Source organism: Micromonospora sp. NBRC 101691, from assembly GCF_030269285.1.
GTDB lineage: Bacteria > Actinomycetota > Actinomycetes > Mycobacteriales > Micromonosporaceae > Micromonospora > Micromonospora echinospora.
In genome coordinates this window covers 34,223-58,333 of sequence record NZ_BSTB01000015.1, presented here as the reverse complement: position 1 = coordinate 58,333, position 24,111 = coordinate 34,223, and the positions used below count along the sequence as shown (strand labels likewise).

The following is a 24,111-nucleotide window of genomic DNA, read 5'->3' as shown; positions in this document are numbered from 1 at the left end:
TCAGGCGCGGGGCAGGCCGAGCACCCGCTCAGCGACGATGGTGCGCTGGATCTCGTTGGTGCCGGCGTAGATCGGGCCGGAGAGCGAGAAGAGGAAGCCCCGGGTCCACTCGGCGTCCAGCTCCGCCGCCGGACCGAGCAGGTCCAGGGCGGTGTCGTGCAGCTCGATGTCCAGCTCCGACCAGGCGAGCTTGTTCAGGCTGGTCCGCGCGCCGGGCGGCCGTCCGGAGAGCATGTCGTCCACCTGGCTGAGGGTGAAGAGGTGGTACGCCCGCGCGGCGAGCCAGGAGCGGATCACCCGCTCCCGGTCGCGGGGCGACACCCCGGGGGTCGACCGGGCCAGTGCCAGCAGCTTTCCCGCCGAGGCGAGGAAGCGGCCGGGCGAACGCAGGGTCAGGCCCCGTTCCGAGCCGGTGGTGGCCATGGCGACCCGCCAGCCCTGGTCGACCCCGCCCAGCACCGCGTCGTCCGGGACGAACACGTCGGAGCAGAAGACCTCGGCGAAACCCTCGTCGCCGTCCAGCCGGCCGAAGCCCCGGACGGTCACGCCGGGCGCGTCGAGCGGGACGAGGAAGTAGGTGAGACCACGGTGCCGGCCGGCGTCCGGGTCGGTCCGGAAGAGCCCGAACAGGTGGGTGCAGAAGGCACCCCGGGTGGTCCAGGTCTTCTGCCCGGTCAGCCGCCAACCACCGGCCGCCTCGTCCCGGACGGCCCGGCTGGTGATGCCGGCCAGGTCGCTGCCCGCCTCCGGCTCGGACCAGCCCTGGCACCAGAGGTCCTCGGCGGCGGCGATACGGGGCAGCAGCGTCTCCTGCTGCGCGGCGGTGCCGAACTCGAAGAGGGTCGGCGCGAGCAGGAAGATGCCGTTCTGGGTGACCCGTTGCGGGGCGCCGGCCGCGTGGTACTCCTCCTCGAAGATCAGCCACTGCCAGAGGGAGGCGTCCCGCCCGCCGTACCGCTTCGGCCAGGAGACCGCCGACCAGCCGGCCGCGAAGAGCTGCTTCTCCCACTCGACGTGCCGGGCGAACCCGTTCCGGGTGTCGCCGGAGGGCAGCGGGGTGGCCGGCACGTTCTCCCGGAGCCACTGCCGGGCCTCGGCCCGGAACTCCGCCTCGGCGGGGGTGTCGGTCAGGTCCATCAGGACCGCCCGAAGGTGTCGCGGACCCGGTCGGCGGCACCGTCGAGGTTCAGCTCGAAGGTGAAGCCCTGCTCGTAGCGGTAGCTGCGCTTGACGTCCCACGGGTCGATGCCGTTGAGCGACGCCTTGGCCGCGCGGATCACCGTCGGGTCCTTCGCCGCGATCTGCCGGGCCACCTGCAACGCGGTGTCCCGCAGCTCGGGGCCGGGCACCACGGCCAGCACCGAGCCGTAGCGGTGCAGCTCGGCGGCGGTCGCCGTGGCGGAGGTGTACACCATCGCCCGCATCCGGTGCTGCGGCACCATCCGGGACAGGTGGGTGGCCGCGCCGAGCGCGCCCCGGTCCACCTCGGGCAGCCCGAACGTGGCGTCCTCGCTGGCCACGATGACGTCGGCGTTGCCGACCAGGCCGATGCCGCCGCCGAGGCAGAAGCCGTGCACGGCGGCGACGACCGGCACCGGGCAGTCGTAGACGGCGGCGAAGGCCGCCGCGCAACCGCGGTTCACCTCGACGAGGGCGGAGAAGTCCCGGCTGGCCTGCAACTCCTTGATGTCCACCCCGGCGTTGAACCCCCGGCCCTCGGCCCGCAGCAGCACGGCCCGGACGGTGGGATCGGCTCCGAGGCGGGTGATCTGCTCGGCCAGGGAGAACCAGCCGGCCACCGGCAGCGCGTTGACCGGCGGATTGGCCATGACGACCTCGGCGACGCCGTCGTCGTGCACCTGGCTCGTGATCATGCCTGCCCCTCCAGGGTCGGCGTCACCGGTGCTCCGGTGACGAAGGTGGCCCACCCGTGCACGGCCACCGCGCCGGCCCTGGTACGACAGGTCAGCTCCAGGTCGCGGCGGGGTTCCCCGTCGTCGGTGTGGTAGTCGCGCAGCACCGTGCCGGTGCAGGTGAGCGTGTCGCCGGGAAAGACCTGCGCGGCGAACCGCACCCGGAACACGCGTACCGCGTCGGCGCCGAGCCAGTCGGTCGCCCAGGTGGCCAGCAGTCCGGCGGAGAACATGCCCAGCACCAGCGGGGCCGGCAGGCCGGCCGACCGGGCGTAGGGCTCGTCGTGGTGGATCGGGTAGAAGTCGCCGGACGCGCCCTGGTAACGGACCAGGTCGGTGCGGGTGACCGGGCCGTAGACCAGCGGCGGGGGCACCTGGGGTGGCGCGGCGCTCACGGCTGCTCCACCGGCTGCGAGGTCTCCACACCTGTCGACCGCGCCTCGGCCACCAGCCGCCCGTCGGCGTCCCGGAACTCGGTCACCATGACGGCGAAGGTGAGCGTGCCGCCCCGACGGCTCGTTTTCTGGTACACGTCGGCGATCCGGGACCGGCAGACCAGCCGGTCCCCGGCCGCCGGTGGCGGTCCGTGGAAGACGAACTCCTGCTCGGCGTGCAGCCCCCGGCGCGGGTTCATCCGCACGTGGGGCCAGGGGTCGGAGTCGTCGGTGTGCCAGAACGCGGCGGTGGTCAGGAAGGTGGCCGGGCTGACCGGCCGGTCGGCGGTGCGGTACGCCGGGTTCTCCGAACCGGTGGCGGCGGCGAACTCGCGGATCTTGCCGAGCTCGACCACCATCGGGAACTCGCCGCCGGTACGGCCGTTGGCGCTGGCGTCGACCATGGTGCCCTCCGAATCAGGGGTGCTGGCTGCTGACCGAGATGACCTCGCCCACCAGGTAGGAGGCGTAGTCGCTGGCCAGGAAGACGATCACGTTGGCCACCTCCCACGGCTCGGCCGGTCGGCCGAACGCCTCCCGCTCGGCCAGCTCGGTGAGCAGCTCCGGCGTGGTGACCTTGGCCAGGTGCGGGTGCATGACCAGGGAGGGGGACACCGCGTTGACGCGTACCCCGGACTTCGCCGCTTCCAGCGCGGAGCAGCGGGTCAGCGCCATCACGCCGGCCTTGGCGGCGGCGTAGTGCGCCTGCCCCTCCTGCGCCCGCCAGCCGATGACCGAGGCGTTGTTGACGATCACGCCCGAGCCGCGCGGCATCATGTGCCGCAGCGCCGCCCGGGTGCAGCGGAAGGTGCCGGTCAACGTCACGTCCAGCACGCCGTGCCACTGCTCGTCGGTCATCTCGGCCACCGTGGCGGTGCCGCCCAGGCCGGCGTTGTTGACAAGCACGTCCAGGTGGCCGAAGCGCTCCAGGACGGTGTCGAACATCCGGCGCACCTGGGTCTCGTCGGTGACGTCGCAGGTGACGGCGACCGGCTCCACGCCGGTCAGTTCGGTGAGCCGCTCGGCGGCCTCGCCGAGCCGGCGTTCGTGCCGGTCGCTGATCGCGATCCGGGCGCCCTCCTGGGCGCACCGCTCGGCGGTGGCGTAACCGATGCCGGTGCCCGCCGCGGCGGTGACCAGCACGGTGCGGTCGGCGAGCAGGCGGTGGCTGGTCGGTGCGGACATCGCGGCTCCCCTCTCCGGTTCCGAACAAAAACTACCAAGCGCTTGCTTGGTTTGTCTAGGTGGTGCTCGCCCCGGCCGGGTGCCCGCCGGCCGCGCCCCCAGGGGCGGTGCCGGTGGCGTCGCCGGCCAGGCCGGCGAGGACCTCCCGGGCCTGCGTCACGATCCGCTCGATCAGCTCCGCGCAGCTCGGCAGGTCGTCGATCAGGCCGCTGACCTGCCCGGTGGAGAGCACGCCCAGGTCCGGCCGCCCGTCCACCATGGCCGCCCGCAGCAGCATCGGCGTGTTCGCCGCCAGCAGCACCTGCTCCAGCGGCAGCTTGTGGGCGCGGCGCATGGCCAGCCCCTCCCGCACCAGGTCCCGCCAGGCGGCCCCGGTGGCCCGCCGGAACGCGGCGGCGCTGCGCACCGCACGACCGCCGCGCCGCAGCCGACCGGTCCGCACCAGGGCGTCCACGAACGGGGTACGCAGCAACCGCTGGGGCACCCCGTCGAGCGCGTCGGTGACCACCGTGTCGGTGACCGACGCCCGCAGGTAGAGCTGCTTGACCGCGTCCGGCACCTGGCTGTCGCTGGTGAGCAGGAACCGGGTGCCCATGCCGACGCCGGCCGCGCCGTACGCCAGCGCCGCCACCAGGCCCCGCCCGTCGTAGAAGCCCCCGGCGGCGATGACCGGGATGTCCACCGCGTCGACCACCTGCGGCAGCAGCAGCGTGGTCGGCACCGGACCGGTGTGTCCGCCGCCCTCCCCGCCCTGCACCATCACCGCGTCCGCGCCCCAAGAGGCGACCTTCTCCGCGTGCCGCCGTGCGCCGACCGAGGGCACCACCACGACCCCGGCGTCCTTGAGCCGGGCGATCAGGTCGGCCCGGGGGGCCAGGGCGAAGGACGCTACCCGCACCCGTTCCCGGATCAGCAGGTCGATCCGGTCGCGCACGTCCGGGGCGTCGGCCCGCAGGTTGACCCCGAAGGGCTCGGTGGTCAGCTCCCGGGTCCGCCGGATCGCGACCTCCAGCTCGGCGTGGCTCATCGTGGCGCTGGCCAGGATGCCCAGCCCACCGGCGTTGGCGGTGGCGGCGGTCAGCCTCGGTCCGGAGACCCAGCCCATCCCGGTCTGCACGATCGGGTAGCGCACCCCGAACAGGTCACAGAGCGGGGTGTGCAGCCCGGCCATCAGCGGACCTCGGCGGAACGGAGGTCCCGGGGGTCGATCACCTCACGGATCAGCCGCAGCTCCTCCGCGGTCGGCTCCCGGGTGACCGGCACGTCGTCCGGCACCACCAGCTCGAAGCCGGTGGCCGCCAGCACCTCCGGCACGGTCACCCCAGGGTGCACGGAGGCCAGCCGCATCCGGTTGTCCGGCGTGGCGAAGTCCAGCACCGCCAGGTTGGTCACCACCCGACGGATCTCGTGGTGCCGGGTGACGCCGGCCTCCCGGGCCCGGTCGTAGCCGACCCCGCTGACCATGTCGACAGTCGGCACGAAGCTACGCGGGCTGTGCCGGGGCACCCAGTAGCTGGTCGGGTGGTACACCGTGTTGCCGGGTGCGCCCCGCACCCCGAGGAGCTGGACCTTCGGCCGGTCGAAGTCGCCGATCGCGGAGATGTTGCAGTTGCCGTAGCGGTCGATCTGGCTCGGCCCCATCATCACATGCCGACGACCCGCCCAGAGCACGTCGAAAACGGTCCGGAAGGGCAGCCACCCCTCGATCACCGGGGGCGGCGCGCCGATCGCCCAGGTCCCCTCGACCAGGTACGCCTCCCCGTCCGAGAGCAGCAGGTCCGGCTCGAACACCGCCCGGGCCAGCCGGGCCCCGATCGTCGGGACCAGGCCGATCGCACTGGCCAGGATCTCCCCGTCCCCACGCCACGCCTCGGCGCAGGCGACGACGCAGACCTCCGCCCGGGTCGCGCCGCGCACCGTCGGTTCTCCGGTCGCCAGCTCCGTCATCGGCTCGTCCTCTCGCTCGTCGCCGCCGCGACCGGCGCGTGGTCGTCGCCCGACTCCGCCCGGCGGGCGCGGACCGCCGCCTGATAACCGGCCTCGTCGGTCTCCAGGTACCGGGCCCGGAACGCCGCCCAGGCGGCCGGGTCGGCGGCGGCGGTGGCGTACTCCCGCTGGAAGTCCTCGTCCCGGCCGTAGTCCGGCTCGCAGGAGGTGAAGTGCGCGCCGTTCGGGGCCTCGACCACGCCCCGGACCATCCACCGCTGGATCCGCAGGGTCTGCGCGGAGAACCCGTCGGTCAGCTCGGCGGTCGGCACGATCCGCTCACAGGAGACGTACGCCCGGTCAGCGGCGGCGCAGAACAGCTCGTCGAAGTACGGGTCGGGGCCGAGGAACTGGGCGTTGCCCCGCTCGTCGGCCCGGTTGAGGTGCACCAGGGCCGCGTCCAGCCGCAGCGCCGGCACGGCGAGCAGCTCCTCGTCGCCGTACGGCGAGGTCACGGTGCGCAGCTCGGGGTTGACCCGGGGCACGTCGGAGCCGAGCCCGACCCGGGTCGGCAGGAACGGCAGCCGGCACGCGGCCGCGTACAGCCCCCACTGGAGCATGCCCTCGTCGTACTCGGTGACCTGGACACTTCCGGACTGCCGGGCAGTCCGGAAGTGCGGTTCCAGGGGGATCGAGTCGAGCGAGACGAAACCGTAGACCACCCGGCGGACCCGACCGGCGGCGAGCAGCAGCCCGACGTCCGGCCCACCGTAGGTGACCACTGTGAGATCGGTCAGTTTGGACCGGAGGATCGCCCGTACCAGAGACATCGGCTTCCGCCGGGAGCCCCAGCCGCCGATCCCGATCGTCATCCCCGAGCGCAGCTCCGCTACGACGTCGTCCTCGGTCATCCGCTTGTCAGCCATCGCCGCCTTCTCGCCGCCGGTGTGCCCGGCCCTCGCGGTCGGCCCGCCGGCGTCGAGGCTGCATCAGCTCTACTCGATACGCGGGGACCGTGTGCGGTAAACTTACCAAGCGCTTGGTTGGTTACGCTACCCTGGATACGGAGCGACACCGTCCGACGACGTCGCCGGTACACTCCGAAAGCCGTCCGGCGGGTCGACCACCGCCCCGGCCCCCTGTTCCATCGATCCGTCTGCGAGAAAACATGGCGCGAGAGCCCGGAGTGCGGCGCGAGGCGATCCTCGACAGCGCCGCCGCCCTGTTCGCCAGCAAGGGCGTGGCGGCGACCACCGTCCGTCAGATCGCCGACGACGTCGGCATCCTCTCCGGCAGTCTCTACCACCACTTCGAGTCCAAGGAGGCGATGGTCGACGAGATCATCTCGTCCTTCCTCGAGGACCTGCGTAACCGGTACGAGCAGGTCCTGGCGCAGCAGACCGACGCCCGACGACGCCTGCACGACCTCGTCGTGGCCTCGCTGGAGGTGGTCGAGCAGCACCCGCACGCCACCGAGATCTACCAGAACGACGTCAACTACCTGCTCCAGTTCGACCGGTTCGACTATCTGCGCAACGCCGGCCGGCAGGTGCAGACCACCTGGCTCGCGGTGATCGAGGCGGGGATCGCCGAGGGCACCTTCCGGGCCGACGTCGACCCGAAGATCCTCTACCGGCTGATGCGGGACGCGGTGTGGCTCTCCGTGCGCTGGTTCAAGCCCAGCACCGACCACCCGATCGCCCGGCTCGCCGAGGACTGCACGTCGCTCTTCCTCGACGGCCTGACCAACCGGGCCAAGGAGGACTGACCCGCCCCAGGGCCGCCGGTCGGGGCCGGGGGTCACTGCCACCGGTCGGGGTCGGCCCACCGTCACCGGTCGGCGGCCAGCCCTCCGGCGAACACCGCGGCCACCGCGTCGACCGACCAGTGTGCGACGCGGACCGCGCCGACCGCCCGGGGCGGGGTCACCACCGACAGCTCATCGCCGTCGACACGCAGGATCCGCCCGGTGATCCCGGCCGCCGCGTCGGAGAGCAGATAGACCACGGCCGGGGCGTTGCTCGACGGCGACTTGCCGACGTTCTGCCCCCGGGCCCGGTCGCCCAGGTGCCGCTCGAACGCGTCCGCCATCCGGGTGTGCGCGTTGGGGGAGATCCCGTTGACCCGCACGCCGGTGCCGGCCAGGTCGGCCGCCCAGGCCCAGGTCAGCGAGGCCACCCCGCCCTTGCTGGCGCCGTACGCGGCGAGTGCGGCCGTGCCGGCCTGGGCGCCCGAGGTCACGTTGACCACCGAACCGCCGCCCTGCGCCAGCATCGCCCGGATGGCGTGCAGACCGCAGTACGCGGTGCCGAGCAGGTTCACCTCCAGCACCCGACGGAACTCCTCGGGGTCCTGGTCGCGCGGGTCGGCCAGCCGGAACAGGCCGGCGTTGTTGACCAGCCCGTCCACCCGCCCGTGGACCCGGCGACAGGTGTCCACCAGCCGGGCCGCGCCGGCCCAGGTGGAGATGTCCGAGTCGTCGGCCACCGCCCCGATCTCGCCGGCCACCGCCGAGGCGGCGTCCGCGTCGACGTCGTTGACCACCACCGAAGCACCCTCGGCGGCGGCCAGCCGGGCGTACGCCTCACCGAGTCCGCGTCCGGCCCCGGTGACGACCACCGCCCGACCGGCCAGTACGCCGGCCATCAGGAGAGCCGCTCGAGGACCAGGGCCATCCCCTGCCCGCCGGCAGTGCACATGGTGACCAGGCCGAACTGTCCGTCCCGGAACCGCAGCGCGTTGATCAGGGTGGTGGTCATCCGGGCTCCGGTCATGCCGAAGGGGTGTCCCACCGCGATCGCGCCGCCGTGCACGTTGAGCCGGTCGAGGTCGATGCCGAGCATCCGGTAGCTCGGGATCACCTGGGCGGCGAACGCCTCGTTCATCTCCACCAGGTCGATGTCGCCGATGGCGAGCCCGGCGTTGGCGAGCGCCCGCTGGCTCGCCCGCACCGGGCCGAGGCCCATGATCTCCGGGCTGAGCGCGGAGACGCCGGTGGAGACCACCCGGGCCAGCGGGGTCAGGCCGAGCTCACGGGCCCGGATGTCGCTGAGCACCACGAGCGCGGCGGCACCGTCGTTGAGCGGGCAGCAGTTGGCCGCGGTGACGGTGCCGTCCGGCCGGAAGACCGGCTTCAGGGCGGCGACCCGCTCCAGGGTCACCCCGGCCCGGGGGCCGTCGTCGTGGTTCACCACTGTCCCGTCGGGGAGGGTCACCGGCGTGATGTCGGTGGCCCAGAACCCGTCCCGGATCGCCTGCTCGGCGAGGTTCTGGCTGCGGACGGCGTACTCGTCCTGCTCCCGGCGACCGACGCCGCAGTGCTGGGCCACGTTCTCGGCGGTGTGCCCCATGGCGATGTAGACGTCCGGCTCCGCCCCGTCCGACCGGGGGTCGGTCCAGTCCCCGCCGTCGGTGGCCCGGGCGGCGGTGCGGGCCTCGGCGTCGGCGTACCGGGGGTGGTGGGTGTCGGGCATGCCGTCGGCCTTGCCCCGGTCGTACCGGGAGACCATCTCCACCCCGGCCGACACGAAGGCGTGCCCCTCCCCCGCCCGGATCGCGTGCAGCGCCATCCGGGTGGTCTGCACCGACGAGGCGCAGTAGCGCTGGACGACAGTGCCGGGCACGTCGTCCAGGCCGAGCCGCAGGGCGAGGATCCGGGCCAGGTTGTACCCCTGTTCGCCGGCCGGTTGGGCGCAGCCGAGCAGCACGTCGTCCAGGGTGTGCGGGTCCAGCGCGGGCACCTGCGCCAGGGCCGCGCCGGTGATCTCGGTGACCAGGTCGTCGGCGCGCATCCCGACCAGGGAACCCTTGCCGGCCCGGCCGATCGGTGAGCGGGCTGCGGCGACGATGACGGCTTCTGGCATCGGTTGTCCCCTTACTGAGTGACCGTCCAGCCACCGTCGACCGGCAGCAGGACGCCGTTGAGGTACCCGGCGAGCGGGGAGAGCAGGAAGAGCACCACGGCGGCGACCTCCTCCGGACGGCCGGCACGCCCCATCGGGTTGCGGGCGACCAGGTCCCGGCCCAGGGCGGTGGCGGCGAAGCCGGCCGTGCGCGGGGTGTCGATCAGGCCCGGGGCGACGGCGTTGGCCCGCACCGTCGGCGCGAGGCGGGTGGCCAGGTGCCGGGTGTACCCGGCGATGGCCGCCTTGCCGGCGCAGTACCAGGCGGAGTCGGTGCCGACCAGGTTGCCGGCGACCGAGGCGACGTTCACCACCGCAGCCCCGGCCTCCGGTCGACCGGCGAGCCAGGCGTCGGTGACGGTCCGCACGCTGCCCACGGTGAGCGCCAGCGCGCGATCGAAGTCGATTTCGGTGCTGCTGGCCGGACCGGCGTTGTTGACCAGGTAACGGGCCGGGCCGTCGGCCGCCAGGGCGGTCCGCACCGCCGCCGGGTCGGCGACGTCGACGGTGGACGCGACGGCCGTGCCGCCGGCGGCGGTGATCGTGTCGACGGTGTCGGCGACCGCCTGGGCGGTCAGGTCCCAGGCGGCCACGCGCAGACCGGACCGGGCGGCCAGCAGGGCGGTCGCCCGGCCGATGCCACTGCCGGCGCCGGTGACCACGACGGTCGCGCCGGTCGGGAAGGTGAGGTCCACCGCAACAACCTAACAAGCGCTTGTTCAAATCACAACGGTCGAGCGGGGTCGGCAGCGGCGACGCGGACGACGGGTCCGGCGACCGGTCACGGCACCCGTCGCAGCTCCGCCTTGACCACCTTGCCGCTGGCGTTGCGGGGCAGCTCGGGAACTACCACCACCGAGCGGGGCACCTTGTAGTTGGCCAGGTTCGCCCGGCAGTAGGCGACGACCTCCGCCGGGTCGACGACGGCGTCCCGCGCCGGCACCACGTACGCCCGCGCCACCTCGCCGAGCCGGGCGTCCGGCATGCCCACCACCGCCGCGTCGACGATGCCCGGGTATCGCACCAGGGCCTGTTCGATCTCGGCCGGGTAGGCGTTGAAGCCACCCACGATGAACATGTCCTTGAGCCGGTCGGTGATCCGCAGGTAGCCGCGCTCGTCGAGCACCCCCACGTCACCGGTGTGCAGCCAGCCGTCCGGGTCGATCGCCTCCCGGGTCGCCTCGGACTCCTCGAAGTAGCCCCGGGTGACGTTGTAGCCCCGGACCAGCACCTCACCCGGCTCGCCGGGCGGCAACGACGCGCCCGCGCCGCCCACCACCCGCACCTCGACCCCGTCGACCGGCACACCGCAGGTGGTGGCCACCGTCACCGGGTCGTCCTCGGGATGGCACATGGTGGCGGTGCCGCCGCACTCGGTCAGGCCGTACGCGGTCAGCACCGTGCGCATCCCCAACTCGCCGCGGAGCCGCTCGATCAGGACGACCGGCACGGTGGTCGCCCCGGTCACCGCCACCCGCAGGCTGGACAGGTCACGGTCGACCCGGTCCGGGTGTGCCAGCAGCGAGGTGTAGAGCGTCGGCGGACCGGGCAGCACGGTGATCCGCTCCCGTTCCACCAGGTCCAGGGTGGCCGCCACGTCGAACACCGGTTGCGGCACGATCGTCGCCCCGCGCAGCAGGCAGGCGATCACCCCGGCCTTGTAACCGAAGGTGTGGAAGAACGGGTTCACCAGCAGACAGCGGTCACCGGGGCGCAGGGTGGCCCGCTCCGACCACGCCACGTAGAGCGCGATCGCCTGCGCGTGGGTGCCGATCACGCCCCGGGGTCGCCCGGTGGTGCCCGAGGTGAAGAAGAGGTCCGCCACGTCGTCCGGGCGGACCGCCGCCGCGCGCCGCCGCGCCTCCGCCACCAACACCGCGTCTCCTCCGGCGAGGAAGTCGTCCCAGGTGACCACCGTGGGGCCGCCGTCGGGCCGGGCCGGCCGCGCACCGAGCACCACGGCGGTGGTCAGCGACGGCAGGTCCTGCCCGTCGAGCATCGCCAGGTAGGGGTTGCCGAGGAAGCCGTCGTCGGTGAGCAGCAACCGGGCCCTGGTGCGGGAGAGCAGATGCCCGGCCTCCGCGCCCTTGAAGCGCGTGTTGACCGGCACCAGCACCGCGCCGACGGAGACCACGCCGAGCGCGGCCACCACCCACCGCCAGCCGTTCGGGGCCCAGATCGCCACCCGGTCGCCGGGCGCGACGCCCCGGGCCAGCAGCGCCCGCGCGACCCGCTCCACCTCGCTGGCGAGTCGGGCGAAGTCGAGTCGGACCGGGCCGTCGGCGATCGCCTCCCGGTCGGCGTGCTGCTCGGCGCACCAGGCCACCAATTCGGGCAGGGTGCGAGCGGCGGTCGGAACGGTCCCCTCGGGTGCCATGACGAAGAGATTACCAAGCGAGCGCTTGGTTGGTAATATGTTCCGGTGACCGACAACCACGCGTACCTGGTGGACGCCGTCCGTACCCCCGTCGGCCGGCGCGGCGGCGGGCTCTCCAGGATCCACCCGGCCGACCTCGGCGCACACGTCCTCCTCGCCCTGGTCGACCGGACCGGCCTGGCCCCGGCGGCCGTCGACGACGTCATCTTCGGCTGCGTCGACACCATCGGCCCGCAGTCGGGCAACATCGCCCGCACCTGCTGGCTCGCCGCCGGCCTGCCGGAACACGTTCCCGGCGTGACAGTCGACCGGCAGTGCGGCTCCTCGCAGCAGGCGGTGCACTTCGCGGCCCAGGCGGTGCTCTCCGGCACGGCCGACCTGGTGGTGGCCGGCGGCGTGCAGAGCATGAGCGCGGTGCCGATCTCCTCGGCGATGACCGCCGGCGTCCCCCTCGGATTCGCCGACCCGTTCAGTGGGTCGACCGGCTGGCGGCAGCGCTACGGCGACCAGGAGATCTCCCAGTTCCGCGCGGCCGAGCTGATCGCCGAGCGCTGGCACCTCGACCGCGCCGAGATGGAGCAGTTCGCGCTGGAGAGCCACCGCCGGGCAGCCGCCGCCATCGACGGCGGCCGGTTCGCCGCCGAGATCGCCCCGCTGGCCGGCGTCGAGCACGACGAGGGACCGCGCCGGGACACCTCCCTGGCGAAGATGGCCGCGCTGCGCCCGCTCGTCGAGGGGGGACGGACCACCGCCGCGCTGGCCAGCCAGCTCTCCGACGCGGCAGCGGCGGTGCTCGTCGCCTCCGCCGACGCGGTCGCCCGGCACGGCCTGCGACCGCGCGCCCGGATCCGGCACCTCAGCGTCCGCGCCGCCGACCCGGTGCTCATGCTCACCGGGCCGATCCCGGCCACCGCGTACGCCCTGGAACGGGCCGGACTGACAGTGGCCGACATCGACCTGGTCGAGATCAACGAGGCGTTCGCCCCGGTGGTGCTCGCCTGGCAGCGGGAGACCGGGTTCGACCTGGACCGGGTGAACGTCAACGGGGGCGCGATCGCCCTGGGGCATCCGCTCGGCGCGACCGGGGTCCGGTTGATGACCACCCTGCTGGCCGAGCTGGAGCGCACCGGCGGCCGGTTCGGGCTCCAGACCATGTGCGAGGGCGGAGGGACGGCCAATGTCACCATCATCGAACGGCTCTGAACCGCAGGTCGGGAGCACCGGCGTTCCCGGGGCCGGCAGCGGCGCCGACCGGGCCGCACCCGGCGACCAGCCGCTGGCCGGACGGGTCGCGGTGGTCACCGGCGGTGGCCGGGGCATCGGCCGGGCCATCGCCCGGCGGCTCCGCGACGCCGGGGCCAGCGTGCTGGTCTGCGGCCGACGGGCCCCCGATGCGCTGCCGGAGGGCATCGCCTTCACCGTCGCCGACGTCCGGGAGCCCGACCAGGCGCACGATCTCGTGCAGGAGGCGGTACGCCGGTTCTGTCGCCTCGACATCGTGGTCAACAACGCCGGTGGCTCCCCCGCCGTGCCGGCGGCGACCGCCTCGGCCAACCTCGTCACCGCCGTGGTGCGCCTCAACCTGCTGGCACCCTTCTTCGTCGCGCAGGCGGCGAACGCGGTGATGCAGCGACAGGCCGACGGCGGCCTGATCCTGAACATCGGCAGCGTCTCCGCGACCCGGCCCGCCCCCGGCACCGCCGCCTACGCGGCGGCCAAGGCCGGCCTGGCCGTGCTGACCCAGGCCCTCGCGGTCGAGTGGGCCCCGGCGGTACGGGTCAACTGCGTGACCGCCGGACTGGTCCGCACCGAGCAGACCGCCGACCACTACGGCGACGAGGACGCGCTGGCCGCCGTGGCCGCCACCGTGCCGCTGGGGCGGATGGCCACCCCGGACGACATCGCCGACGCCTGCCTGCTGCTGACCTCACCGCTGGCGGGCTACGTCACCGGGGCCAACCTGGTCGTCGACGGCGGCGGTCAACGCCCCTCGTACGCCGACGCGGCCCGCCCGGCCCCGGGGACCCGACCGGAACCGGACTGACCCGCCCCGCCCCGGGGCGGTGGACGCCGCACCGACCACAACCCTCCCGGGGACCGCACCGATCAGACCCTCCCGGTCGACGCCGCACCGACCCCGGCCATACCCGGGGGACCGGTCGACCTCGGCCCGCCCGGGGACGCGACCGAGACCTGGTCAGTGGCCGGGTGGTGGCGCGAGCCGGCTCCGCAGGGCCGGCGCGTCCCCGAGCAGCAGCCGGTTGGCGGTGGCCCGGCGCAGGTACAGGTGGGCGTCGTGTTCCCAGGTGAAGCCGATCCCGCCGTGCAGTTGGACGCTCTCGGCGGTGACCGCGTAGGCGGCGTCGGTGGCGACCAGCTTGGCCAGCGGGGCGGCCGTGCCGAACTCGGCCGTGCCGTGTGAGCGGACCGCGTACCAGGTGCTGGAGGTGGCTGCCTCCAGGGCCACCGCCAGGTCGGCGATCCGGTGCCGCAGCGCCTGGAAGTGGGCCAGCGGCACGCCGAACTGTTGCCGGGTACGCAGGTGCTCGACGGTGCGCTCCAGGCTGGCCCGGGCCACCCCGATCGAGTCCGCCGCAAGCGCCAGCCACATCAGCTCCAGCGCGCGCCGTCCGCCGTCGCGGCCCACCAGCCGGGCCGGCGTCCCGCTGAACTCCAGCCGGGCCTGTGGCCGGGTCAGGTCGAGGGTGTCGTGCCCGGTGCGCCGGACGTCGTCGGCGCGGACTGCGTAGAGACCGGGCTCGCCGGCACAGGTCGCCGCGACCACCACCGTCTCGGCCACGGCGCCGTCCAGGACGTGCTCCTTGACCCCGTCCAGCAGGTACCGGTCGCCGCCCTGGTGGTCGGCGCGGCAGGACCAGTTCTCCGGCGCCCAGCCGGCCCGGCCCGGTTCGGCGAGCGCCAGGGTGGCCGACGTGCCCCGCTCGGCGATTCCGGTCAGCAGGTCGCCGGCCAGGTCCGGGTCGAGCGCCGCCGCCGTCGTGACGGTGCTGAGGTACGGCGTCGGCAGCAGGGCGGCACCGGTCTCCACCAGCACCACCGCCACCTCCACCCACGAGGTGCCGTACCCGCCGTGCTCCGGTGCGACGGCCAGCCCGGTGACCCCCAGCTCGTCGGTGAGGCGGCGCCAGGCCCCGGCGTCGAAGCCGTCGGCGGCCCGTACCCGCTCGGAGGTGGCGTGCCGGCGCAGGAAGCCCTGGACGGTGTCCCGCAGCTCCACCTGCTCGGCGGTGAACCCGAACTCCATGGTGTCCCTCTCAGCCGCGTGGCACCCGACCGAGCAACCGGTCGGCGATGATGTTGCGTTGGATCTCGTTGGAGCCGCCGTAGATCGTGTCGGCCCGGCTGAACAGGAAGAGCCGCTGCGCGGCGGAGAGTCCGCCGTCGGCAAGCGTCGCCGCCGGACCGAGCGCGTCCATGGCCAGCTCACCCAGGCGCTGGTGCCAGGTGGCCCAGAGCAGCTTGGCCACCGACGCCTCCACGCCCGGCAGCTCGCCGGGCGGGGTGCCGAGGGTACGCAACGCGTGGTGGCGCAGGGTCTGCAACCCGATCCAGGCGTCGGCGGCGGCGTCCCGCCAGACCGGGTCGTCGTACGCGCCGCTGTCCCGGCCGGCGCGGAGCACCTCGTCCAGTTCGCGGGCGAAGCCGAGCTGCTGGCCGAGCGTGGCGACACCCCGTTCGAAGGCGAGCGTGCCGGTGGCCACCCGCCAGCCGTCGCCGGGTTCGCCGACGATGTTCTCCGCGTCGGTCACCGCGTCGTCGAAGAAGACCTCGTTGAACTCCGACGTGCCGGTGAGCTGGGTGATCGGGCGGACCTGCACGCCCGGCTGCCGCATCGGCACCAGCAGGTAGGACAGTCCCCGGTGCCGGGACGCGTCCGGGTCGGTGCGGGCCAGCACGAAGCACCAGTCGGCGATGTGCGCCAGCGACGTCCAGACCTTCTGTCCGGTGATCCGCCACTGCGCGCCGTCGCGGACCGCCCGGGTGCGCACGGCGGCCAGGTCGGAGCCGGCATCCGGCTCGGAGTAGCCCTGGCACCAGAACTCGGTAGCGGCGGCGATCGGGGGCAGGAAGCGTCGGCGCTGCGCCTCGGTGCCGAACGCGACGAGGGTCGGCGCGAGCAGGTACTCCCCGATGTGGCTCAGCCGGCCCGGACCGCCGGCCCGCGCGTACTCCTCGAAGAAGACCACCTGCTCGGCGATGTCGGCCCCGCGCCCGCCGGCCGACTCCGGCCAGCCGAGCCCGATCCAGCCGCCCGCGCCCAGCTCGCGTTCCCACTCGGCGCGCAGGTCGAGGTTCTCGTGTTCGCGGCCCGGTCCGCCGGTGCCGGCCAGGGCGGCGAAGTCCCCGGTCAACCGGCTGACCAGCCAGTCGCGCACCTCGGCTCGGAACGCCGCGCCCGGCTCGGCGGCGGGGCCGGTCGCGTCGGCGGCCACCTCAGGCACCGTAGACCGGGGTCGGCGCCGGGTTCCGGCGGAGCAGGTCACGGACCACCGGCCCGAGTTCCTCGGGCCGCCAGCGCCGGCCGGCGTCGACCGGCTCGCCGTGCCGCCAGCCGTCGGCGACGCTGACCGCCCCGCCGGCCACCTCGAAGATCCGGCCGGTGACGTCGCCGGCGTCCGCGCCGGCCAGCCAGACCACCAGCGGCGAGACGTTCCCGGCGGCCATCGGGTCGAAGCCCTCGTCCGGCGCGCGCATCGCGTCGGCGAAGGCGGTCTCGGTCATCGCGGTCCGCGCCGACGGCGCGATGGCGTTCACGGTCACCCCGTACCGGGCCAGTTCCACCGCCGCCACCTGGGTCAGCGCGGTCACGCCGGCCTTCGCGGCGGCGTAGTTGACCTGCCCGACGCTGCCCATCAGCCCCGCGCCGGAGCTGGTGTTGACCACCCGGGCGGCGACCGGGTCACCGGCCCGGGACCGTTCCCGCCAATACGCGGCGGCGTGCCGCAGCGGGGCGGCGTGTCCCTTCAGGTCGACCCGGACGACCTCGTCCCACTCCTGTTCGGAGAGGTTGACGAGCATCCGGTCGCGGACCAGGCCGGCGTTGTTGACCAGCGCGTCGAGTCGGCCGAACGTCTCCACAGCGCTCTCGACCAGGTGCCGGGCGTACGCCCAGTCGGCGACGTCGCCGACGCTGGCCACCGCCGTGCCGCCGGTCGCGGCGATCTCCGCCACCACGGCCTCGGCCGCCGGATCCACGTCGTTGACCACCACCCGGTCACCGGCCGCCGCCAGCGCGAGGGCGTGTTCCCGGCCCAGTCCCCGGCCGGCGCCGGTGACCACCACCACCCGCCCGGTCCGCTCGCCCACCCGCGTCGTCTCGTCCCGTGTCACGTCACTCTCCCAGGATCTCGTGCCGGTACCGGTCGACCGTCTCCGCGACCCGGTCCGGGTCCCGTGGGTCGGCCCGGATGACCACCCTCGTCACGCCCAGTTCCCGCAGCGCGTCCGCGTCGGCCCGGGTGGCGGGGGCCCGTGCGGTGACCGCCACCCCGGCCGGGTCCCGCCCGATCGCCGCGCACTCGGCCCCGAGCCGGGCCAGCAGCCCGGCCAGCCCTTCGACGTCCACCCCGAGGGGGTAGAAGTCGGTGCCGAACCGGGCGGCCCGACGCACCGCCGCCGGGCTGTGCCCGCCGACCATGACGGGCACCCCCTCCGGGCGGGTGGGGCGCGGCGCGCTGTGCACCCCGTCGAAGCGGACGGTACGGCCGTGGTGGCGGGCCGGGGTCGTGGTCCAGAGGGCCCGCAGCGCCGCCAGGTACTCGTCGGCGATCCGGCCCCGCTCGGCGAAGGGCACACCGACGGCGTCGTACTCCTCCCGCAGCCAGCCGACGCCGATGCCGGCGATCAACCGGCCGCCGCTGAGCACGTCCAGGGTGGCCAGCCGTTTCGCCAGGTCGACCGGGTGGTGCAGGGGGAGGATCAGCATCGCCGTGCCGAGCACCAGTCGGCTGGTGTGCGCCGCCGCGAAGGTCAGCCAGTGCAGCGGGTCGGGGATGTCGTCCCCGGGTCCCAGGCTCATCCGTCCGCTCGGGTCGTAGGGGTAGGTGGACCGGTAGGCGTCCGGCACCACCAGGTGCTCCACCGCCCAGACCGACTCGCAGCCGACCTCCTCGAGACACCGCACGAAGGCCGCGGTGGAGGCCGGCTCGGCGGCGCCGCGTCCGCCGAGCACCGGCAGTACGCCGAGCTTGAACGCCATGAACGGTAGCCTACCAAACGCTTGCTTGGTAACCTACCCCGATGATCGACGATTTCCGGGCCCGCCCCGGCGCGACCCTGGTCACCGGCTCCACCGGCGGGATCGGCAGCGCGGTCAGCCGGATGCTCGCCAGCCGGGGCAGTGCGCTCGCGCTGACCTACCGACGCGACGCCGACGCGGCGGCCACCCTCGCCGCGTCCTGCGGCAACGCCAGGACCTGGCAGCTCGACCTGACCGACGCGGCGCGCTGCGACGCCGTGCTCGCCGAGGCGGCGGACCACTTCGGCGGGCTGCACACCGTCGTGCACGCCGCCGGCCCCCACGTGCCCATGGTGCACCTGAGCCGGATCGACCCGGCGGACTTCGGCACCCAACTCACCCAGGACACCCTCGGCTTCTTCACCCTGGTCCGGGCCGCGCTGCCCTGGCTGCGGCGCAGCCGGGGCAGCCTGGTCGCGGTCACCACCGCCGCCACCCGGCGCTTCCCGGTCCGCGACGGGCTCTCCGCCGCCCCGAAGGCCGCGGTGGAGGCCCTGGTGCGGGGCATCGCCGCCGAGGAGGGCCGGTACGGCGTCCGGGCCAACTGCGTGGGGCCGGGGATGCTCACCGACGGCATGGCCGCCCGCCTGATCGCCTCCGGCGACCTCGACGAACGCGCCCTGGCCATGGCCCGGACCGCCATCCCGCTGCGCACCTTCGGCACCGCCGAGGACGTGGCAGAGGCGGTGTGCTTCCTGGCCAGCGACCGGGCCCGGTTCGTCACCGGCCAACTGCTCGACGTCGACGGCGGTTACACGGTGTGACCCCGTCGGCCGGACCGGACCCGGTCCGGCCGACGGGGCACGCACAACCGGCGGGTACCGGCAGCTCAAGGCACGGCACACCGGGACGGCAGCGTCCCGGCGGGCTCAGCTCGCCGGACGCAGCTCCCGGGGACGCTCCACACCCATCGCGGCGCGGTACGCCTCGTCCAGCGCCCGACCGCCGCCCTCCTCGCTGACCAGCACCTCGCCCCGGACCAGCACGTAACCCCGGGAGACCACCCGGCGCAGCACCCCCAACGCCGGCTCGGCGATCAGCACCGCCACCCCCTCGGCGGCCAGCGCGGTCACCGTACGGGCCAACTCCTGCACGATCAGCGGGGCGAGGCCGGTGGTCATCTCGTCCAGCAGCAGCACCCGGGGCGACCCCATCAGGGCCCGCGCCACCACCAGCATCTGCTGCTCCCCACCGGAGAGCACCCCGACCAGGCTGCGCCGGCGGGTACGCAGGATCGGGAACCGGTCCAGGGCGCCCTGCACCGCGCTGCGCGGCAGGTGCAACAGTTCCGCCATCACCTGGAGGTTGTCGACCACGTCGAGGTGCGGGAAGAGCTGCCGCCCCTGGGGCACGATGGCGATACCGGCCCGGGCGCGGGCCGCCGGCTTCATCCGGCTGACGTCCGTCCCGTCCATCAGCACCCGTCCGGTGGACGGCACCGAGCCGTACGCCGCCAGCAGCAGGCTGCTCTTGCCCGCGCCGTTCGGCCCGACCAGCGCGGTGACCGTACCGCCGGGCACCGTCACCGAGGCGGCGGTGAGGGCGCTGGCGTGCCCGTACCGGACGCTCAGCTCCTCGATCCTCAACTCATGACCGGACATCCTCCACCCTCCCCTGCCGTGGCATCCCACCGTCGGACCCGGTCGCCGTGCCGGAACCCGCCGTGCCGGAACCCGCCGCGTCGGCGGGACCCTCCACCACCGGGACGGTCGCCCCGTCGCCGGTAGGGCCGGACGCCGTCCCTCCGTCGCCGGTACGGCCGGACGCGGTCCCTCCGTCGCCGGTGGGGACGGACGCGTCCTCGTCGTCGTCCTCGTCGGCGGTCGCGCCGAAGTAGACCTGCTGCATCTCCGGGCTCGCCAGGCAGTCCCGGGGACCGCCGTCGAAGGCGATCCGCCCCCGGTCGAGCAGCAGCACCCGGTCGACCAGGCGGGCGACCAGGTCCACGTTGTGGTCGACCAGGATCACCGCGTGCCCGCGTCGCTGGACGGTCCGGATCACCTCGGCGATGCCGGCCACGCCCTGGGCGTCCGAACCGGCGAAGGGCTCGTCGAGGAGCAGCACCAGCGGGTCCTGCCCGAGGGCCCGACCCACCTCGACGAGGCGCTGCTCACCGAGGGTGAGATCGCCGGCCAGCCGGTCCAGCCCCTCGATGCCCAACTCGTTCGCCAGGTGCCGGACGGTCTCCCGGTCGGCGGTGCGCTCCGGTCGTAGCGCGCCGGCGAAGGCACCACCGATCATGCGACCGAGAGTGCTGTGCCGTTGCGCGTACCGGCCGAGCAGCAGGTTGTCCCGCACGCTCAGGTGCAGCGCCAGTTGCGGGTACTGGAAGGTGCGCCCCAGCCCGACCCGGGCCCGCCGGGAGGCCGGGCCGGTCAGCTTCCGCCCGCGCAGCAGCAGCTCGCCCGCGGTGGCCGCCTGGGCTCCGGAGATCAGGTCCACGAGCGTGGTCTTGCCGGCGCCGTTCGGCCCGACCAGGCCGAGGATCTCCCCCGCGCGCAGCTCGAACGAGACGTCCGCCAACGCGGTGACCCCGCCGTACCGCTTGGTCAGGCCCCGCCCGACCAGCAGCTCCTCCGTCTCACCCATCGGTACGCCCCCTCCGTGGCAGCGCCATCGCCCGTCGTCTCAGCTCGTCGGCGTATCCGATCACACCCTTCGGCGCGACCAGCATGATGAACAGCACGCCCAACGCGAGCAGCAGCGTCCCACTCGCCTGCACCGCCGGGAAGTTCAGCGTCAGTTGCACGGCGAGCACGGCGCCCGCGACCGCGCCCCAGGGCGTGCCCGAGCCTCCGATCAGCGGCATGAAGATGGCCAGGAACACGATGTTCAGGGTGAAGGTGTCGGGGGTGATGCTGCCGGCGGAGTAGGTGAACAACGCCCCGCCGATCGCGGCGACGGCCGCGCCGAGCGCCAGGGCCACCAGGTTCATCATCGGCACCCGGACCCCGGCCGCCTCCACCGCGCGGGGGGCGTCACGCATGGTGCGGACCACCACGCCCCAGGGCGACAGCCGCAACCGGTCCAGCAGGAAGGCGATCACGCAGACCACCACCACCGAGCCGACCACCACCTGGTAGTGGCTGGGCGTCCAGCCGAACAGGTGCAGCGGACGCAGGTTGCCCAGGCCGCCCGAGCCGCCGGTGATCCCCTCCCCGTCGATGAGGAAGGCGGTGAAGGCCATCCCGAACAGCAGGGTGACGGCGGCGAGGAAGAAGCCGGAGAGCCGGCGGGTGGCCAACCCCAGCAGGACCGCGATGAGCGCCGCCACGATCGGGCCGGCGATCCAGGCGAGCAGGAGCGGCAGGCCGGTACGGGTCGAGATCAGTCCGACGGCGTACCCGCCGATGCCGGCGTACGCGCCGTAGGCCATCGAGAGCGAGCCGGCCATCAGGTACGGCACGTACATGCCGAGGGCGATGAGCGCGTAGGTGACGGTGGCGGTGACCAGGGTCTGCCGGTAGCCGTCGGAGCCCACCCAGGCCAGGATGAGCACGGCCGCCGCGCCCCCGAGGGCCAGTCCGCCGATGCCGGGCACCTGCCGGAGATCCCGCCGGCCCCGGCCGGCGCCCGCCTCCACGGCGATCTTGCGGGTGGTGTCCGCCACGGCCCGGCCGGCCGGGTCCGCCGCGGTCCGGCCGGTCATGCCCGCACCGTCCGGACGAAGAGGCCCTGCGGACGGAAGGCGAAGAAGAGCAGGGCGATCAGGAGCATCCCGTACACGTGTGACTGACCACCGAAGTAGTAGGGCAGGAAGACCTCGGCCAGGCCGAGCATCATGCCGCCGAAGAGCGGCGCCCAGACCGAGCCGGTGCCGCCGATGACGACGGCGAGGAACCCGGACAGCGACCAGTGCAGCCCGGACAGCGAGTGCACCCCCGCCTTCGGGGCGAAGAGCAGACCGGCCACCGCGGCGAGGAACCCGGCGGCCAGGAAGGCGACCAGCCGGATCCGGTTGACCGGCAGGCCGAGCAGCGCCGCCGCCTGCTTGCTGTCGCCGACCGCGCGGAGCAGCCGGCCGGTCCGGGTGGTCCTGATCCAGACGGCGATCAGCCCGAACGCCAGCAGCGCGACGCCGATCAGCAGCAGCGAGCTGGGCTGCACGACGATGTCGCCGACCGGGACCGGGTCGAAGGTGGCCAGGCTCTGCCCCGGCAGGGTGGGGTGGCCGAAGAGGTAGCCGGCGAGCTGCTGGATGGTGAAGAGCACGGCGGCCACCGCGACCAGGGCGGGCAGCTCACCGCCGCTGCTGCGCCGCTGCACCGGCCGGACCACGCCGAGTTCGGTCGCCGCCGCCAGCAGCATGGTGACCGTCACCGCGATCGCGGCGGCCGGCCAGACGCCGAAGTCGTACTCGATGACCAGCCAGCTCGTGCAGAGCCCACCCATCATCGCGTACGGCCCGATGGCGAAGTTGAAGAAGCCGGCGCCCACCTGCACCAGGTAGTAGGCCAGGGCCAGCATGCCGAAGAAACAGCCCATCTCCACCGCGGAGAGCCAGAGCTGGAGGTCTGTCATCGTCACTCCCTCGGAAACTGCCGGAAGGGACCGGCCACGCGGCCGGTCCCTTCCCCGGTCAACCGGAACAGGGCGGCTGGAAGGTGTCCCAGGGCCCCTTCGGCTTGTTGTCGGCACCGAACTCGATCAGGGAGAGGCCGCACAGCCCGTCCGCGCCGAGGTGCTTGGTCGCGGAGAACGACAGGGTGAAGTTCGCCTGCCCGAAGGTGGCCGGGTAGCCGGTGAGGCTCTGGATCGCGGTGTTGAGCTTGGCCGGGTCGTCCGGTCCGCCGGCCTTCTCGATGGCCAGCTTGAGCAGCTGCACCGAGTCCCAGGCCTGCGCGTCGTACGCGGTCACCTCGTAGTCGTCGCCGTTCTTCTTCTTCAGCAGCTCGGTCAACGTCTTGGTACGGGGGTTCTCCTGGTTGATCGAGCCCATGAAGATCAGGCCCTCCAGCGCGCCGGCGTTGGCGAGCTTCCAGGAGGAGGGCTGGTTGCCGATCGACGCCAGCGAGAAGCGCGGCTTGCCGGAGAACTGCGCGGCCAGGGTGTTCTGGGCGAGCACCTCGAAGGCACCGCCGACGCTGGTCACCAGCACGGCGTCCGGGTTGGCGTTCTTCAGCCGGGCGACCTGGGCGGAGAGGTCGGAGGCGTTGGCCGCACCCTTCTCGGTGGCCACCACCTGTACGCAGCTCAGGCCACCGAGCAGCGACTTGTTGAGCGCGGCGATGGTGGTGGTGTCGTCGGTCAGCACGCCCAGCCGGCTGATGTTCGCCGCCTTGAACGCGCCGCAGTAGACGTCGGCCCAGTCGGCGGTGGTGTTGGCGAGCATGTAGATCAGCTCGTTGTTGGGCGGTTCGACGAGCGTGGCGGTGACCCCGGTGGGGGCGATCGCCGGCAGCCCGAGCTGGGTCAGGGTCGACTTGGCCTGCATGATCGCCGCGCTGCCACTCTGCAGCAGTAGTGCCTTGGCACCCTGTCCGGCGAGCTTCTGCAACGTCGCGGGGACCTTGGTCGGGTCGCTCTCGTCGTTCTCGACGACCAGACGGAGCGGTCGGCCGAGGACGCCACCGTTGTCGTTGATGTCCTGCACGGCCAGCCGGATCGTCTCGCCGGCGATGGTGCTGTAGGACGCCCCCGGGCCGGTGCTGTCCTCGTCCATCCCGATGATGATCGGCTCGCCGGAGGCGGTCCCGTCGGTGGGCTTGTCGTTGTCGTCGCCGCCCCCGCCACAGCCGGTTACGGCCAGCAGCAGGGCCGTCAGGCCAGCCGCCAGACCGGTGCTACCTCTTCTTGATAGGGCCACTGCTATCCCTGCCTCGCCGGTTGTCAGTGATAGGTAGTTGTGAACGTCCTCTGCCGGAGTAGGTTGACCAGCTCGGGCGTCGTCCGGCGCTCCCGTGGTGGTGCCCCTGTCGCCAGCCCGGACGGCACCTGCGAGAAAACCTAGCAAGCGCTTGGTTGTTTCCCATCATGGTGTCGGGGCAGTGTTGTGTCAAGCACCACAATGTGACCTGCGGGTTACGAACGAATCAAGAAGAGGCTCGACGTCGACGACCAACCACTTGCTGGGACGCTCCACGATTCCCCAGGTCACCCCGGCCGCGTCCGACCG

The 24,111-nt window shown here is 73.5% G+C and carries 24 protein-coding genes and 1 pseudogene; 4 read left to right on the top strand and 21 right to left on the bottom strand.

The features are described from left to right. The 8 genes and pseudogenes from QSK20_RS21765 to QSK20_RS21730 all read right to left on the bottom strand — a co-directional run. A complete protein-coding gene (locus QSK20_RS21765) occupies positions 1-1,137 on the bottom strand; it encodes an acyl-CoA dehydrogenase family protein (RefSeq protein WP_285790444.1) in 1,137 nt (378 codons plus the stop codon). Further along, positions 1,137-1,874: an enoyl-CoA hydratase family protein gene (locus QSK20_RS21760; RefSeq protein ID WP_285790443.1), complete on the bottom strand. Its 738-nt coding sequence runs from the start codon at positions 1,872-1,874 to the stop codon at positions 1,137-1,139. Before QSK20_RS21760 ends, QSK20_RS21765 begins: the two co-directional genes overlap by 1 nt. Beyond that, a complete protein-coding gene (locus tag QSK20_RS21755; protein WP_285790442.1) occupies positions 1,871-2,308 on the bottom strand; it encodes a MaoC/PaaZ C-terminal domain-containing protein in 438 nt (145 codons plus the stop codon). Before QSK20_RS21755 ends, QSK20_RS21760 begins: the two co-directional genes overlap by 4 nt. Continuing rightward, positions 2,305-2,751, bottom strand: a complete 447-nt coding sequence (locus tag QSK20_RS21750) for an FAS1-like dehydratase domain-containing protein (protein ID WP_285790441.1) — start codon at positions 2,749-2,751, stop codon at positions 2,305-2,307. Before QSK20_RS21750 ends, QSK20_RS21755 begins: the two co-directional genes overlap by 4 nt. A gap of 13 nt (positions 2,752-2,764) precedes the next feature. Beyond that, on the bottom strand, positions 2,765-3,532 hold the full coding sequence (locus QSK20_RS21745; protein ID WP_285790440.1) for an SDR family oxidoreductase: 768 nt from the start codon (positions 3,530-3,532) through the stop codon (positions 2,765-2,767). A 55-nt stretch (positions 3,533-3,587) separates the two neighbouring features. Next, positions 3,588-4,703, bottom strand: a complete 1,116-nt coding sequence (locus QSK20_RS21740) for an NAD(P)H-dependent flavin oxidoreductase (RefSeq protein ID WP_416903590.1) — start codon at positions 4,701-4,703, stop codon at positions 3,588-3,590. Then, on the bottom strand, positions 4,703-5,449 hold the full coding sequence (locus QSK20_RS21735; protein ID WP_285790546.1) for a CoA-transferase subunit beta: 747 nt from the start codon (positions 5,447-5,449) through the stop codon (positions 4,703-4,705). Before QSK20_RS21735 ends, QSK20_RS21740 begins: the two co-directional genes overlap by 1 nt. Before the next feature lie 101 nt (positions 5,450-5,550). Beyond that, a pseudogene (locus tag QSK20_RS21730) lies at positions 5,551-6,384 on the bottom strand (CoA transferase subunit A); the annotation flags it as partial. A gap of 242 nt (positions 6,385-6,626) precedes the next feature. On the opposite strand from QSK20_RS21730, the gene QSK20_RS21725 reads away from it, so the two are divergent. Beyond that, positions 6,627-7,226, top strand: a complete 600-nt coding sequence (locus QSK20_RS21725) for a TetR/AcrR family transcriptional regulator (protein WP_285790439.1) — start codon at positions 6,627-6,629, stop codon at positions 7,224-7,226. Between the two features lie 62 nt (positions 7,227-7,288). On the opposite strand, the gene QSK20_RS21720 is transcribed toward QSK20_RS21725, so the two are convergent. From QSK20_RS21720 to QSK20_RS21705, 4 genes are all read right to left on the bottom strand, one after another. Then, a complete protein-coding gene (locus tag QSK20_RS21720) occupies positions 7,289-8,104 on the bottom strand; it encodes an SDR family NAD(P)-dependent oxidoreductase (protein ID WP_285790438.1) in 816 nt (271 codons plus the stop codon). After that, positions 8,104-9,321, bottom strand: coding sequence for an acetyl-CoA C-acetyltransferase (locus QSK20_RS21715; RefSeq protein ID WP_285790437.1), 1,218 nt, complete (start codon positions 9,319-9,321; stop codon positions 8,104-8,106). The genes QSK20_RS21720 and QSK20_RS21715 overlap by 1 nt, the downstream gene beginning before the upstream one ends. An 11-nt stretch (positions 9,322-9,332) precedes the next feature. Continuing rightward, a complete protein-coding gene (locus QSK20_RS21710) occupies positions 9,333-10,055 on the bottom strand; it encodes an SDR family NAD(P)-dependent oxidoreductase (RefSeq protein ID WP_285790436.1) in 723 nt (240 codons plus the stop codon). Between the two features lie 86 nt (positions 10,056-10,141). Beyond that, positions 10,142-11,737: a FadD3 family acyl-CoA ligase gene (locus QSK20_RS21705; RefSeq protein WP_285790435.1), complete on the bottom strand. Its 1,596-nt coding sequence runs from the start codon at positions 11,735-11,737 to the stop codon at positions 10,142-10,144. A 45-nt stretch (positions 11,738-11,782) separates the two neighbouring features. On the opposite strand from QSK20_RS21705, the gene QSK20_RS21700 reads away from it, so the two are divergent. Together QSK20_RS21700 and QSK20_RS21695 are read left to right on the top strand one after the other, a co-directional pair. Continuing rightward, positions 11,783-12,940 carry an acetyl-CoA C-acetyltransferase gene (locus QSK20_RS21700; RefSeq protein WP_285790434.1) on the top strand — a complete coding sequence of 386 codons (1,158 nt, stop codon included), beginning with the start codon at positions 11,783-11,785 and terminating at the stop codon, positions 12,938-12,940. After that, on the top strand, positions 12,915-13,781 hold the full coding sequence (locus QSK20_RS21695; RefSeq protein WP_285790433.1) for an SDR family oxidoreductase: 867 nt from the start codon (positions 12,915-12,917) through the stop codon (positions 13,779-13,781). Before QSK20_RS21700 ends, QSK20_RS21695 begins: the two co-directional genes overlap by 26 nt. Positions 13,782-13,934: 153 nt before the next feature. Here the strand turns inward: QSK20_RS21695 and QSK20_RS21690 are convergent, their stop codons facing one another. From QSK20_RS21690 to QSK20_RS21675, 4 genes are read right to left on the bottom strand one after another with little or no spacing between them, the layout of a single operon-like run. Further along, complete coding sequence (locus QSK20_RS21690; protein WP_285790432.1) at positions 13,935-15,002, bottom strand: acyl-CoA dehydrogenase family protein; 1,068 nt, start codon at positions 15,000-15,002, stop codon at positions 13,935-13,937. A gap of 10 nt (positions 15,003-15,012) precedes the next feature. Beyond that, complete coding sequence (locus QSK20_RS21685) at positions 15,013-16,191, bottom strand: acyl-CoA dehydrogenase family protein (protein WP_285790431.1); 1,179 nt, start codon at positions 16,189-16,191, stop codon at positions 15,013-15,015. 1 nt (position 16,192) lies between these two features. Beyond that, positions 16,193-17,089 carry an SDR family oxidoreductase gene (locus QSK20_RS21680; RefSeq protein WP_285790430.1) on the bottom strand — a complete coding sequence of 299 codons (897 nt, stop codon included), beginning with the start codon at positions 17,087-17,089 and terminating at the stop codon, positions 16,193-16,195. Position 17,090: 1 nt separating this feature from the next. Next, the gene (locus tag QSK20_RS21675; protein WP_285790429.1) at positions 17,091-17,957 is read right to left on the bottom strand and encodes an LLM class F420-dependent oxidoreductase; all 867 of its coding nucleotides are present in this window, start codon (positions 17,955-17,957) and stop codon (positions 17,091-17,093) included. Between the two features lie 41 nt (positions 17,958-17,998). Between QSK20_RS21675 and QSK20_RS21670 the strand changes: the two genes are divergently transcribed. Continuing rightward, complete coding sequence (locus QSK20_RS21670; RefSeq protein WP_285790428.1) at positions 17,999-18,760, top strand: SDR family NAD(P)-dependent oxidoreductase; 762 nt, start codon at positions 17,999-18,001, stop codon at positions 18,758-18,760. A gap of 105 nt (positions 18,761-18,865) precedes the next feature. On the opposite strand, the gene QSK20_RS21665 is transcribed toward QSK20_RS21670, so the two are convergent. The 5 genes from QSK20_RS21665 to QSK20_RS21645 are packed head-to-tail and all read right to left on the bottom strand — an operon-like array spanning position 18,866 to position 23,802. Beyond that, positions 18,866-19,597, bottom strand: coding sequence for an ABC transporter ATP-binding protein (locus QSK20_RS21665; protein ID WP_285790427.1), 732 nt, complete (start codon positions 19,595-19,597; stop codon positions 18,866-18,868). Then, on the bottom strand, positions 19,584-20,585 hold the full coding sequence (locus tag QSK20_RS21660) for an ABC transporter ATP-binding protein (RefSeq protein ID WP_285790426.1): 1,002 nt from the start codon (positions 20,583-20,585) through the stop codon (positions 19,584-19,586). Before QSK20_RS21660 ends, QSK20_RS21665 begins: the two co-directional genes overlap by 14 nt. After that, a complete protein-coding gene (locus QSK20_RS21655) occupies positions 20,578-21,645 on the bottom strand; it encodes a branched-chain amino acid ABC transporter permease (RefSeq protein WP_285790425.1) in 1,068 nt (355 codons plus the stop codon). The genes QSK20_RS21660 and QSK20_RS21655 overlap by 8 nt, the downstream gene beginning before the upstream one ends. Further along, a complete protein-coding gene (locus QSK20_RS21650; RefSeq protein WP_285790424.1) occupies positions 21,642-22,517 on the bottom strand; it encodes a branched-chain amino acid ABC transporter permease in 876 nt (291 codons plus the stop codon). The genes QSK20_RS21655 and QSK20_RS21650 overlap by 4 nt, the downstream gene beginning before the upstream one ends. Positions 22,518-22,575: 58 nt before the next feature. Beyond that, positions 22,576-23,802, bottom strand: coding sequence for an ABC transporter substrate-binding protein (locus QSK20_RS21645; RefSeq protein ID WP_285790423.1), 1,227 nt, complete (start codon positions 23,800-23,802; stop codon positions 22,576-22,578). Positions 23,803-24,111: the final 309 nt, after the last annotated feature.